Annotated in this window: 11 protein-coding genes; all 11 read left to right on the forward strand. The window is 68.9% G+C overall.

Annotated elements, in window-relative coordinates:
• The first annotated feature begins 842 nt into the window (after positions 1-842).
• The 11 genes from AB0B86_RS14980 to AB0B86_RS15030 all read left to right on the forward strand — a co-directional run bounded on the left by AB0B86_RS14980 (position 843) and on the right by AB0B86_RS15030 (position 13,607).
• Positions 843-2,051 (forward strand): FAD-binding oxidoreductase, encoded by a 1,209-nt coding sequence (locus AB0B86_RS14980; protein ID WP_357418219.1) that lies wholly within the window; start codon positions 843-845, stop codon positions 2,049-2,051.
• Between the two features lie 62 nt (positions 2,052-2,113).
• A complete protein-coding gene (locus tag AB0B86_RS14985; RefSeq protein ID WP_357418222.1) occupies positions 2,114-2,755 on the forward strand; it encodes an N-acetyltransferase in 642 nt (213 codons plus the stop codon).
• A 97-nt stretch (positions 2,756-2,852) separates the two neighbouring features.
• On the forward strand, positions 2,853-3,242 hold the full coding sequence (locus AB0B86_RS14990; protein ID WP_357418224.1) for a hypothetical protein: 390 nt from the start codon (positions 2,853-2,855) through the stop codon (positions 3,240-3,242).
• Between the two features lie 11 nt (positions 3,243-3,253).
• Positions 3,254-4,699, forward strand: a complete 1,446-nt coding sequence (locus AB0B86_RS14995) for an APC family permease (RefSeq protein ID WP_357418398.1) — start codon at positions 3,254-3,256, stop codon at positions 4,697-4,699.
• Positions 4,700-4,710: 11 nt separating this feature from the next.
• On the forward strand, positions 4,711-5,682 hold the full coding sequence (locus AB0B86_RS15000) for a hypothetical protein (RefSeq protein ID WP_357418226.1): 972 nt from the start codon (positions 4,711-4,713) through the stop codon (positions 5,680-5,682).
• Positions 5,679-6,887 carry a histidine decarboxylase gene (locus AB0B86_RS15005; RefSeq protein ID WP_357418228.1) on the forward strand — a complete coding sequence of 403 codons (1,209 nt, stop codon included), beginning with the start codon at positions 5,679-5,681 and terminating at the stop codon, positions 6,885-6,887. The genes AB0B86_RS15000 and AB0B86_RS15005 overlap by 4 nt, the downstream gene beginning before the upstream one ends.
• A gap of 242 nt (positions 6,888-7,129) precedes the next feature.
• Complete coding sequence (locus AB0B86_RS15010; RefSeq protein ID WP_357418230.1) at positions 7,130-7,978, forward strand: hypothetical protein; 849 nt, start codon at positions 7,130-7,132, stop codon at positions 7,976-7,978.
• Positions 7,975-8,745: a methyltransferase domain-containing protein gene (locus AB0B86_RS15015; protein ID WP_357418232.1), complete on the forward strand. Its 771-nt coding sequence runs from the start codon at positions 7,975-7,977 to the stop codon at positions 8,743-8,745. The genes AB0B86_RS15010 and AB0B86_RS15015 overlap by 4 nt, the downstream gene beginning before the upstream one ends.
• A gap of 329 nt (positions 8,746-9,074) precedes the next feature.
• Positions 9,075-9,206 carry an FxLD family lanthipeptide gene (locus AB0B86_RS15020; RefSeq protein ID WP_357418234.1) on the forward strand — a complete coding sequence of 44 codons (132 nt, stop codon included), beginning with the start codon at positions 9,075-9,077 and terminating at the stop codon, positions 9,204-9,206.
• A 22-nt stretch (positions 9,207-9,228) separates the two neighbouring features.
• Positions 9,229-12,348: a lantibiotic dehydratase gene (locus AB0B86_RS15025; protein WP_357418235.1), complete on the forward strand. Its 3,120-nt coding sequence runs from the start codon at positions 9,229-9,231 to the stop codon at positions 12,346-12,348.
• 44 nt (positions 12,349-12,392) lie between these two features.
• A complete protein-coding gene (locus AB0B86_RS15030) occupies positions 12,393-13,607 on the forward strand; it encodes a lanthionine synthetase C family protein (RefSeq protein WP_357418400.1) in 1,215 nt (404 codons plus the stop codon).
• Positions 13,608-13,612 lie beyond the last annotated feature (5 nt).

Consider the following 13,612-nt stretch of genomic DNA (forward strand, 5'->3'; position numbering starts at 1 on the left):
TCGGCGGTCTAGCACTGCTGGTCCTGCAGTCTCGTCAAGCAAGTCCACTGCTCCCTTGACGGTCCAGGGCGCTGACGCGCTGATTGCGGGACCGGTAGGGAGCCAGTGGGGCCACCCGAGTGCCTTAACTGTTTGCCTATCAACGCCGAGCTCGTCGGCCAATGCGACCTGCGAATCCTCATCCGGCACCACGCCCCATCGCTCCCAGCGCCAAGCCTTCTCGCGCCGGGCTGCAGTGTTTAGACGGCGCGCGATGGCATCGACGAGATCTTGCTGCGTCCAGCTTCGCTGTTCTCGAACGTAGCTCAACGGATGCACCAAGAGCTGACTCCGTGGCGATGGCGTCCGCGTCATCCTGCCTCCCCGATCGTCGCCACCACTCTAGTCCGATCGGGTCAAAGAAACGTGCTCCCAACTGCGGAAACTGCTCGGATTCGGCATGAGACAACAGCGAGACAACAAGCTAAGCGTCGATTTGCTCTGATCGTTCGGCTTTCCTGAACGGGGCAATCCATTTCGGTGCCGACCGGTCGCTGTCGGTGATTGGACTGCGCAGAAATTAGGTCGCTGGCTCGGCGGTGAGGAGGGATGGTCCCGCCCAGAGGCGCTGGCGAGCCTCTGCCTGGAGGTGCCAAGTTGAGGCGGAGAGAAGGGTGACATATCGATGTGCCGGAGAAAGTGGTTTCTTCCTGCCGACGATCGGTCGTTCGACCCCGTGGGCAGCGACGTGACGCGGCACAGGGCGATCGAGGCGCGGGTAGAGACGTGCGCGGGAGGCCCGAAGACCAGTCGGACCCTGCTCAGCGCTCGTGGTGTCCGCGTGCCCAGGACGAGCCGGCGCAATGGCTGACCTGGGACTCTTCCTGGCGGTCGCCCTCGCCTCGCACGGCCGAGCCGCCGACCACTTCTGGTCGTTCATGGAGGACCGTAGCGTGCGGCTGCTTCCGCATCAGTTTGCGCCGGTGTTCTTCTCAACGCTTGGCCGGGTGGTCGCAGGTCGGGGTGATCCAGCTGGTCGGCGTGCGGCGTTCGCGGTGCTGGGTCGGATGCACCGGCGTTTAGATCTTCAGTCGTATCACGAGACGGCCATCGCGGCTGCGTTGGTCGATACGGTGCGCCAGTTCGCGGGCGAGGGCTGGGAGCTCGAGCTGGCAGGTCAGTGGGAGCTTGGTTGTCGTCGGGCGCTGCGGCTCGCGGAGCGGGCGGCGGGGGCGTTGGGCGATGGCCCGCACGTGACGTTCGGCGAGGTGGAGGTGTGTGAGCGAGTCTCCGAGGGTGTCGCGGTGTTGACTGTCCGACCGATGCGGAGGCTGCGGCATCTGCCTGGTCAGGCGATGCCGGTGTGCACGCCTCGGCTGCCGGGGCTGTGGCGGTGGTATTCGCCGGCGAGCGTTCCTCGCCCGGATGGGCGGGTGGAGTTCCACGTTCGTGCGGTACCGGAGGGTGTGGTCTCGCCTGTTCTGGTCGAGCAGGTGGCCCCGGGGGAGATGTTGTGGCTGGGGCCGGCCTTCGATGTCGGGTTGTCGCTGGAGGCCGCTGGTGACAGCGATCTGCTGTTGGCTGCCGGGGGTACTGGTCTTGCGCCGCTGCGGGCGCTGGTCGAGCAAGTTGCCGTGTCGCCGAAGGGGCGACGGGTGACGTTGGTGGTGGGTGTGCGGACGTTTCTGGATCTTTACGACGCGGTCGCGGTGGACAAGCTTCAGCAGGCGTATGGCGAGTGGCTCACGGTGGTGCCGGCTCTCTCGAACGACCGTGAAGTGGAGCAGGCAGCGCAGGGCGACCTGCTCAGCATGGCTCTGTATCACTATCGGCCGGGGCAGGCGGTCTATGTCTGCGGCTCACCGCGGTTGATCGAGGCCGCGCGGAAGCGGCTGCCTCTCGCGGGGGTCGCTGCTGACAGCCTGCATCTCGCCGCGACTTTCCATCGCGCGCTCGATTCGGCGCTGTGGGCGTCTCGGCAACGCTCAGCACACGCTGCCCACCTGGTAGCCGTGCTGGAGGCGGCCGGGGGCGGTAGTGGGCTCGGCAAATCCCGGGGGGATGCGCCGTGAGCTTGAGGGGGGCGGCGGTCCGTCGCGCGACCGGCGAAGACGTTGAGGATTTGTCGTCGGTTATGGCTGACGCGCTGATGACGCAGCCCATGGGTGTTTGGCTGGTTCCCGATGTGGCCATGCGCGCAGTGGTTCTGCGTCGTTGGGCGCGGCTTGTGCTGTTGCAAGGGCTGGAGCGCGGTCGAGTCGATACGACCGACGATCGCGCGGCGGTGGCGGTGTGGTACCCGCGGTTGGAGCCATCCCCGCCGGCTGCCGCATGGGTGTACGACCTTCACAGGCTCCTCGGCCCGCATGCGGCTCGGTTCGCCTTGCTGCATGCCTGTGTCGATGGGCTGCGCCCTCACCGTCCGCATCACCAGCTGGCCCACGTCGCGGTCCGTCGCGGGCACGGGGATGCCGCGCGGGCGTTGCTGGCTGCCCATCACCAGACCCTGGACCGTGCGGGGCTGCCGTCGTGTGCGGAACACAGCAGCGACCTGCCCGGAGACGGACTGCTCGCGGAAGTCGGCTATCAGCCGCGTTCGCCGGTGCTGCTCGCGCCCGGAGGTCCCGCTCTGTGGCGGATGTGGCGCCCCCAACCTCGCGACGAGCAGCCCCACGGATCGGCTGGAGGTGAGCTGCCGCGACGAGTCCGCCTGGACCGCACCGTGACTCCTTTTCTTGGCCGCGTTCTCCCGGCGACACCGGCGCGTTCTCCCTGACCACCCAGTAAGGCGCCCGATTCATTACCTGCTGGCGGCGACATCTCGGCTAGCGGGCCACGTCCTCACACCCTCATGCCGAAGGAAGGCACCCCTCATGCTGACCCGAGCCGATCAGCCCACCACCGCATTGCGACCACTGAGTCCCGTCTTGGGGCGCTGGTTGAGGTTGGATGCGCCGAACGCGATTGCCGGCACCGGCACCGACCTCACGCTCGCAGCCGACGTGACGTCAACGGAGTACGCGTGGGGGTATGCGATCCGGCGCGAGTGGCCAGACGGGGCGCACGACCTGTTTGGATTCACGCCCGATACCGACACCGCGATCCGCCGGCTGCACCGCGACCGAAGCTTCTGGCGCGGCGGCCCGGTACGGCCGACGGCGGTCTACCTCGTGCCCACCAACGCCGCCGAGGTGGACGGGCATCCAGTAGATGGCTGCCGCAGGTCGGGGTGCCCGGACTCCCCGCAGCGGGGGCAGCGGTGAAGTCGGCGCAGGTGCAGGTGGGGCTCGCGCGGCGGACGCTGACGCCGTTCGGGTTGTGGGTGTTTGGGGCGGCGGCGTCGGCGCCCATGGTGGTGCTTACCGGAGGCATCGTCGAGACGTACAAGACGACGCAGGTGACGGCGCTGCCGCTGACCTTCGTGATCGTGGCGGGCACGGTCGCGCTGCTGGCGGTGGGGTACGCGGCGATGGCCCGCCAGCTCGGGCACCCGGCGGCCTACTACGCGATCCTCGCGCACGGGCTGGGCCGGAGTTGGGGTGTCGCAGCCGGCATGGTCGCGCTGGTGGCCTACAACGCCATCCAGATCAGCCTGTATGGGCCGTTCGGGGCGACGATGGCTGCGCACCTGGGCGGCGCGTGGTGGGTGTGGGCGGGCCTCGCCCTGGCCGTCGTCGGAGTGCTCGGTGTGCGGGCGATCATGTTGTCGACCCGGGTCTTGGCCGTCGTGCTGGCCGTGTCGTTGCTGATCGTCGCGGCGTTCGTCCTCGCCGGGGTGGGACAGCCGGCCGGCGGGGAGGTGTCCTGGGACGGCTTCCACGTCTCAGGTCTGGCGGTCAGCGGCATCGGCGGTGCGGTCGCCTTCGGCGTAGCAGCGGTGATGGGCTTCGACGCGCCGGGGTCGCTCGTCGAGGAGGCCGTTGACCGCAGGTCGGTTGGCCGGGCCACTGTCGGCGGGGTACTTGTTCTCGGCGGTGTGTATGCCGTTGCCGCGTTCGCGATGGGGGTGGCGGTCGGCCCTGACGTCGTTGGGGAGGTGGCCGCTGATCCGGCGGCCGGATTGCCGTTCTCGGTCCTGGCGCGCCTGGGTAGCTGGTGGACGGCCCTCGCGAACGTGGTGCTGATCTTCGCGATCGTCACGTCGATGCTGGCGTTCCATGCGGTGCTCGCCCGGTACGTGTTCGCGATGGCTCGGGAGAAGGTGCTGCCGGCGGGTCTTGCCCGGAGCAGTAGCGCGACCCGGGTCAGTGCGCCGCGTGGTGGGTCGTTGGTGCAGACGGCCGTCGCGGTGGTGGTGGTGGGGGTGTTCGCGGTCAGCGGCGCTGACCCGGTGGCGGTGATGTTCACCTGGTTGTCGGCGTTGGGGGCGATGGGTCTGCTGTGTCTGCTGCTGGCCGCGTCGGTGGCCGCGATGACGGCACCGGCCAGGGTGCGCGGCCCGCAGGCCGGTGCGTGGGAGTGGCGGCTTGCGCCCGCCCTGGGTGTGCTCGGTGGATCGGTGGTGCTCGCGCTGATGGTCGGCAACGCCGGGTCTCTGCTCGGTGCCGCGCCCGGGTCGCTGTATCCGTTCTTGCTGCCCCTGATCCTCCTTGCCACCGCTGTCGGTGGCGGAGTGTGGGCCGGTCATCTGCGGCAGGCCCGCCCGGAGGTCTACGCCGGTATCGGCCGTGGCACACCAAAGCGACATGCCGTTCCCGACGCCATGAACCTCTCGATCTGAGGAGGGTGTTGATGAGGACTCACGCGGCTACGTCACCTGGTGGGCACTACGACGTCGATCCCCTCAACCCGCGCTGGCGAGCGGGCTACCCGCCCGCCGCACCACCTGCCAGTCACCCTGAGTCTGCGCCCGCCGCGCTGCCGCTCGGCTACGGCGCGGCACCTGTTCCCACCGGGTACCAGCGGCCACCCGACGCCGCCGTGCCCCCGATCCCGCCCCCGGGCCCGTCCGGCTATGACCAGCGCTCTGCCGACGGCGAGATGCCGGCTGACCTGCGTTGGGCTGACCTGCGGCTACAGGTCGTGTACCGGTCCAAGCGGCTGAACACCGGTCACCTTATTGAAGCCGACCAGGCGTTTGGGGGGCGCGGCGCTGTCGGTCCTCACGCGCTGATGTTGTTCTTCGTCTCTGACGCGCCCAATGAGCCGCACGGCTACCGGTTGCACACCGCCCACCGCACGTGGCCGCAGTCGCCGGACTCGGATGTTTTGCCGCAGCTACTCGCGGAGATGGCTGAGGTCGCCGGAGACAACATCGCCTCCATCGGACGCGGGTGGAGTCCCCTCGGTCCAGAGGGTTCCATGGTCAACGGCGGGGACATGACCCTGCCTCCAGGTGCGTGGTACGTCGGCGTGGGCGTCAGCACCCTCGACTCCGACCAGGGCCGCTGGTACCAAGTCGCCCGGACACTACGCGACGCCGCCGCCGCTGGCCGATACATGTCGGCGTTCAACCTCAAAGGTCAGTGCTACATCCTGTTAACCGACGGCACCGCCCTACATATCGACCGCGACCCGCAGGCCCGCGTCGGCGACGACGGCGTGCGCTGCAACAAAACCCTCAACCCGGACCGGATCACCTACTACAACCCGTACGAACATCTCACCGAGCAGGGCGACGACGAGACCCGCGATATCTGGCGGCAGCTCAGCGGGCTGCATCACACCCTCACTACGCACCTGCTCGCGGGGCGGCGGGCATGACCGGTCACCAGAGCCTCAGCCTCGCCGACGCCGCGGACCTCAGCCACGCGCCAATCGACGTCACGGTCGTCCTCGACCACCTGATCCAGGAGGCCGACGCCGCCGCTGCGACGAGCATCGGGTTTCCCGGCGCCGTAGACCTCGACTATGGCGAGGTCTTGACCCGCCTCGGGAACCGGCTGTGGAACAACATCGGCGACCCGGCAGACCTCGGCGGAGTCGCCCACACCCGCGTGCTGGAACGGGCCGTCATCGCCTGGGTCGCCGACACCCTCGCCATGCCCCGAGACGACCGGTGGGGCTACGTCACAGCCGGCGGCACCGAAGGCAACCTTTCCGCCCTGCACACCGCCCACCACCGCCACCCCACCGCCCGCATCTACTACTCGACCGCCGCCCACTACTCCGTACCCAAGATCGTCCGGATACTCGGGGCGCGCGGCGTCGTGGTCAACGCCGACGCGGGCGGGGAGATGGACTACGCGCACCTCGGCGCGCAAGTCGGCCGCCATCGACGCTGGCCCGCGATTGTGGTGGCCACCGCTGGCACGACTCTGACCGAAGCCGTGGACGACACCACCGCCATCCGCGCCGTCCTCAATGAGCACCAGGTCACCGGACACCTGCACGTCGACGCGGCGCTGTCCGGCATCCCCCTCGCACTCGACGGCCGGCTACGCCTCGATGACGACAGCGGCATCAGCAGCATCACCATCAGCGGCCACAAATTCCTGGGCGTGCCAACGCCCTGCGGAGTTGTCCTCATCCGCGACAGCGCCCGCCACGCGGCTAGCCGCGTCACCTACACCGCCGCCCTCGACACCACCATCACCGGCTCTCGCTGCGGTCTGGCCGCCGCCCTGCTCTGGCACGCCATCGCCACCCACGGCCACGAAGGGCACCGCTGGCGAGCCACCCAAGCCCGCCGCCTCGCCGCCTACACCGTGGATCAACTGAACGCCGTCGGTTGGGCCGCCTGGCGACATCCACACGCCTTCACCGTCGTCCTGCCCACCCCACCCGAGCAGGTGCGCAAGAAGTGGCTACTTGCCACCGACGGAGCCACCAGCCACCTCATCTGCATGCCCGGCGTCACCCACGGCCAGGTCGACGCCTTCGTCGCCGACCTCACCGCTACCGCGCCGCCACGGTTGATCCCGAGACCCCGGGCGGACGGTCTATCCACCCCGAGCAGGACGTCATGAGCCCCATCCTCACCAGCCCTCAGAGCTGTCCCGGCGATGACATGGCCCCACCGCGGACTGTCCTTTCGGGCGGTGTGGACACCCGCACTCCGTCTCTATCCTCCGTCGCCGCCTCTGGCCGGCGGGCACATCACGCGACAATCGGGGTGGCCGTCCTCGTCACTGCCCTCATCGCCGGACAGGTCCCACCGCCGCCCAGTCAAGAATCGCCGCTTCTGCTCGCCGCATCGGACGGTTGCGACGTGCCGTCGCCGAACGATGACCTCGCCGGCACCGCGCACACCCCGATGTCGACAAAGCTGCGGCCCGGCCAACCGGCCCGCTCGATCCTGCTCCACCTAGCGCACCACACAGCAGCGGACCCCTGCGACTCGGCGGTCGGCCGATTCAATCTGGTCCACCACCGCGCCTGGTACGACAACGAAGGCGAGCAGAGCACGCGGGACATCGTGCGCTGGTACGCCGACGACGACTCCGGTGCGGAGTTGATGACCCAGCACCCGAGTGATGGGTTCGGTGTCATCGAGGACTTCTGGCCACCAGGGTGGCTACACGACAGAAACCTGTTCCACGCCTACCGCAGCACCGATTGGCTCCGCGCCAAGTCAAGGCTGCAAAACGGGCAGCTCAACAGGACCACACAGCTCGTGGCCGGTCTCGCCGCGCTCGCCACCTGGCACAGCCCCGGCCCGCCGCAACGCGCCCTCGCCGCGCAAGCCCTCGCAGACACCACCGGGCTGACCGCACACCCCAACACGCCCGACCACGCCGGCCGCACCGGCATCGCCGTAGCCGCCACCAGCGACAACGGCCGTGAGCGGCACCTGCTGATCCTGCGTCCCAGCAGTGGAGCTGTCCTGGCCTACGAACGCGCCATCCTCACGCCGACCGGCTGGCGCACACGCGTCTACCTGCTCCTGCTCACCCACACCCACACGTCCCACCGCTATTGGGAGCCACCCGCCACCAACACGCCACCCGTGGCCTTAACGGTCCAACGGGAGATGCCCCGCCGGTCCGGTGTGTGGCTTGTCCCCGCCGAGCACCCCTGCACGCCCGAACTCGAACCAGAAGAGGTATCACCGCGATGACGACTACTCACAGCGGCCAACTGCGCCCTGCCCGGCTGCGTGAACTGCTCAACCCGATCATCCGGCAGCAGCTGGACCGGCTCGACATTCAACCCGGCCAGCGCGTCCTGGAAATCGGCGCCGGTGGCGGCGAGGTCACCGCCTACCTGGCCCGCCTCGTCGGCCCCCACGGCAGGGTCACCGCGGTCGACAAGGACACCACCCACCTCAACCCAACGAGCATCATCGACGTCTACCAGCGCGACCTGAACGGTGACGACCTTCCCGGCGAGCCCGACAGCTTCGATGTCGTCGTCGCCCGATGGCTGCACGGCGCACTGCCACACCCCGCCGAGGCGCTGGAACTGATGATCGCCCGGCTGCGTCCCGGTGGCTGGCTCGTCCTGGCCGACGTCACCGACACCCCGCCACGAGTCTTCTGGGCAACCGACGACGACACCCGGCTGATCCACACCGTCATGCGACGCGTCTACCGCACCATCGCCGGACTCGACGGTGCCGGCACCTGGACGGCCGACACCCCCGCCCTGCTCATCGTCAAGGGCATGCCGCAGGTCTGTACCCACGCGTCCACCGAGACCTGGACCGGAGGCGGTCCCGGATGCCAGCTACTCGCCAACGTGGTCGACCACCTCCGTCCCGTCCTGACCACACCCGATGTCACCGATGCCGACCTCGACCGGTTCGTCACGCTCATGGCCGACCCAAACGTGCTCTTGGGCTCCTACGAAGGCAGGGCTATCCACGCCCGCAAGGCAACCGCATGACATGTGTCGCACGGCGCGCGGGCAGGGTGCGATCCGTCCGGCTGAGTCTGTGGCAGACACGACGGAAATCATCTCAATCTCCTACGTCAAGAACTTGGGCCACCGGCAGGCCGCCACCTACAACCAGCCATTTCCGACCTGGGTAGTCGCCGTGCGACGACTACCCAACCGGCCGCCGCTCATCGAGATGGGCGCGGTGGCCGGTCCCGGCCGGCGGCAGGGGTGCCCCCGTTCCCCTGCCGCCCCCGGCCTGACGCTCCGCAAAAGTCCGTGCCGGTAGCTGCGGGGGCTACCTGCCCACCGGTCATCCCAACTCCCTAGGAGGAACCATGAACGACCTGCTCGCCGTCAACGACGACCCGTTCCAGCTGGACGTCCAGATCGTCACGGACGGTCCGGTCGCCGCCCTGTTGGCCGACACGGACGACGGCTGCGACACCCAGAAGAACGGCGACTGCTAGTCGCTTGTCCTTGCCGGTTCCGGTGAGCGACCCGAACGCCACCGGAACCGGCGACCCCCTGCAACCGAGCAAATTCCCGTGTGAGGAGTGGATCGTGGTGGCGAGAAGCAGTCTGTACCGGCATGTTGATGCCGCCACGATCCGCATCGCCGTGCACTCGTGGCGAAGCGGCGGCCTGCCGTGGCCGCATCGAGGCGATGCCGCAGGCATTGACGGTTGGCTGCGGGAAACGTGGAAGCTCCCCGGCGCGGCCGAAGCCGTGTGGACCGCCAGTCCTGAGTTCGCATCCCGGATCAAGGCGGTGTGCGCCGGAGGGACACTCGATGCCGGCCGCGGCTGGCGGATGGCTCTGGCACTGGCGCGGTACCTGGTGCGTGCTCAGCGGCGGGCAACGCCCTTTGGGTTGTTCTCGGGGATCGCCGCACTGCGCTTCGACTGGGCTGCCTCGGTCGTACCGTCAGGGCACTCGACCATCCGGGTACGGCCGGACGCGGGCTGGCTCGCGTCTCTGATCGCGCGGCTCGAAGCCAACCCGCATGTGCGCCGCAACCTGCGGGTGCAGGCAAACAACCTCACGGTGGGACAGGGACTTCGGCTCGCGGTAGGGCGCCGGCCACACGCCTCGCTACCAGCAGACGGCGTCTCCTCGGTGAGAAACACGACAGCCGTGCGGCTGGCCGTGTCGCTAGCCGCCGCGCCGGTGTCGTGGACGGAGTTGGTCAACAAGGTGACCGCCGCGTGCCCACAAACTCCGCGTGAGTCCGCGGACGCGCTGGTTGCCGATCTGGTCGACCACGGCGTGCTGATCTCCAACCTCCGGCCGCCGTCGACCTGCGCCGACCCGCTGCGACACATCCTGGACCAGCTCGACACCGTGCAGGATGACCACCTCAACGAACAGCAGCCCGTCGCGGCTGCACTCGGGTCGTTGCACATTGACCTGGGTGGCATCGCAGCCGGTACGACACATCTTCGTGAACTGGCTGACCGGATGAGTCGGGTGGCGGCGGATCCACAGCCGGTCGCGGTGGATCTTCGGCTTGCGGATCAGGTCATCCTGCCGATCCAGGTCGCTGCCGAGATCGCGAGCGCTGTAGGCGTGCTACAACGCTTGACGTCACATCCGGGCGGTCGGCCGGAGTGGCGCACGTACCGTGCCCGGTTCGTCGACCGCTACGGCATAACGGCGATAGTGCCGCTGGCTGAGGTGCTCGATCCCCTGACGGGGCTGGGCTACCCGGAACACTTCACCCGCGCGGCCGAAGCACCCCCAGCCTCGTTGTCCAGCCGTGACGAACGGCTCTTGGCACTGGCCCAGCAGGCAGTGATCAACGGTGTCCACGAGGTGAAGCTCGACGACGCCGCCGTGAAGGTTCTGGCCAGCCCTGCGCCCGAAGAGGGTCACATCAGCCCACACGTCGACGTCACGGCAGAGATCCGCGCGGCATCGCTGGACGCACTGGCGAAAGGGCGCTTCACGATCGCGCTGACCGGCATGGGTCGCTCGGCGATGGCGACGAGCGGACGCTTCCTCGACGTGCTGCCCGCTCCCGAGCGGGAGCGAATGTGCAAGGAGTTCGCGCGGCTACCCGTCGCGGTGGACGGGGCCATGCAAGCGCAATTGAGCTTCCCACCACACCGCCTGCATGCGCAGAACGTACTGAATGCCCCGCTGGTCCTTCCGTGGCTGATTTCCTTGGCTGAGCATCGTCCGGCAACCGAGGATGTCATCAACATCGGTGATCTTGGTGTGGTCGCCGGTCGGGATCGGCTGATGTTGGTATCGATGTCGCGGGGGAGGGTTGTCGAGCCGACGGTCGCGCATGCCGCCGCCCTGCACACGATGCCGCTGCTCGGTCGGTTTCTCGTGGAGTTGCCACGAGCCATGGACGCCCGGCTGAAACCATTCGACTGGGGCGCGGCTTCCTGCCTGCCCTTTCGGCCCGCGCTGCGATACGGGCGGATCCTGCTCACGGCCGCCCGGTGGCGCGTCGACCCGGCCTGCCTGCCCGCTGCGGACGCGAGCGACAGCGAATGGTTGTCAGCCTGGGAATTAGTGCGTGCGAGGCTGCGGCTACCCGGGTGGGTGCAGGTCGGCAGCGGCGACCAGAGGCTCCGGCTCAACCTCGATCAGGCCATGGACCGGTCCCTGTTGCGCGCCCACCTGGACGCCAACACCGAACCGATCACCGTGGTCGAGGCGGCGGGTCCGAAGGACTTCGGGTGGCTGTCCGGGCGTGCCCACGAGATCGTCGTACCGGTCGCCTCCACGGCCGAGCCCGCCGTGGTGCCGGCCGTCGTCTCCGCACGAGGCTCGGGGCCGCCGCCCGCTCCTGCCCCGCCGGTCATGCCCGGAGCAGGCGACATCGTGTCCGCGTCGCTGGCCGTCGAGCCGCCAATGATGGAGCTGGTCTTACTCCGAGGGCTTCCACCGCTGCTCGCCGACTGGCCCGAGCCGCCGCTGCGATGGTTCGTCCGCCTCCGACGCCCCACATCGCACCTACGACTGCGGCTGCACACCGACGACTACGGCCACGCGGCCGTACGGATCGGCCGGTGGGCCGCTGCCCTTCGACGGCAGGGCCTCGCCGGAGACCTGAGCCTGGACACCTACCATCCCGAGTCCGGCCGATACGGAGACGGCCAGCCGCTGGTCGCTGCGCATGAGTTGTTCGCCGCCGACTCCACCGCGGCCTTGGCGCAGCTCAGCGCGCACCCCGAGGGTCAGGTCAATCGGCACGTTCTTACCGCCGCGAGCATGATCGATCTGGCAGCCGCGATGCTCGGCAGTCGCAACGACGCATGTGAGTGGCTGGTCGGCCACCCGGAGCAGGCCGGCCCGACGCCCATCGACCGGCATCTGCTGCGCCAGGCAGTCACCCTCGACCCGACCCTCCTGCCGGAGCCGGTCCAGCGGGCATGGCAGGAGCGATCCCGGGCCGCGGCCCGCTACGCCGACACACTGTCCACCTCTCGCGGCCCACTGACCCCTACCGCCGTGCTCACCTCGCTGCTACACCTGCACTTCGTTCGCGCTCACGGTCCCGACGAGCCAGCCGAGCAGGTCACATATCGGCTCGCTCGCCACATCGCACTGGCGACCGTACGCCGCCGCGTCCGCACCGCAGGAGCGTCTCAATGACCGCCGTGCCCCTCCCGAGTCCACTGCTACGGGCAGCCGAAACGATGGCCTCGTGCATCACCCACACTCTCACCCAGCCACCCCCTCCGGACTTCACGGCGGACGACTACGGGCCACGAAGTACCCGCTGGCACGCCCAATCCCTATCGCGAGGTGCCGCCGGGGTAGCGATCCTGCACGGCGTGCGCGCCCAAACTGGGCACGGAGGATGGGAACCGGCCTACGAATGGCTGCGACACGCGACCACTGACACCCTGAACAACGGCAGCGGAGCAGGACTGTGGTTCGGTGCACCGGCAGTCACCCACGCGCTGACCACGGCCGCGCCGCACGCCCACCCGGCATCCCTCGACGCGCTCGACTACTCGGTCGCGGACCTGACCAGACGGCGTCTGGCCGCCGCGGAGGCGCGCATCGCGGCATGCACCCGGCCCACCCTGTCGGAGTTCGACCTCGTACGCGGACTGACCGGCCTCGGCGCCCACCTGCTACGCCGCGAACCAGACGGACAACTGCTCCGGCAGGTGCTGACATACCTGGTGCGGCTCACCGACCCGATCGACGCCGACGACGAGGCCGGACGGCTCGCACCAGGCTGGTGGAGCAGCGACCCGCCCGACCCCGACAGCCCTGCATCAGGTGGGCACGCCAACTTCGGCATGGCGCACGGCATCACCGGCCCCTTGGCGCTCCTGGCGCTCGCCATGCGCCACAACATCATGGTGCCGGGACAGGCCGAAGCAATCGGCCGGATCAACACCTGGCTGGACGACTGGCGGCAGACCAGCCCAGCCGGACCATGGTGGCCCGAGAGGATCACGGCAGCCGAGCTGCACGCCGGCAAGCCCGCAGCACGCGGACCGGCTCGGCCGTCCTGGTGCTACGGCACCCCCGGCATAGCCCGTGCGCAACAGCTCGCCGGGATTGCCCTTCCCGATTCCGCCAGGCAGCAGACAGCGGAGGACGCCCTGGCCCGCTGCCTGGCCGACCCCGTTCAGCTCAACCGACTCGTCGATCCATCGCTGTGCCACGGCTGGGCAGGACTCGCCGCGACGGCTTGGTACGCCGCCGTTGACGCCCAGACCACCAGTCTGCACACCCATATGACCCACGTGATGCGCCTGTTGATCCAGCACGCCACCGACGCCACCCCGGCGCGATCCGGCCTGATCGCCGGCCACGCCGGAGTCGCTCTCACCCTGCACACCATGGCCGCCGGCACCGACATCCGCTGGGCAACCAGCCTGCTAATCCACTAGACGAG

The organism is Micromonospora sp. NPDC049047 (assembly GCF_040649135.1).
Lineage (GTDB): Bacteria > Actinomycetota > Actinomycetes > Mycobacteriales > Micromonosporaceae > Micromonospora.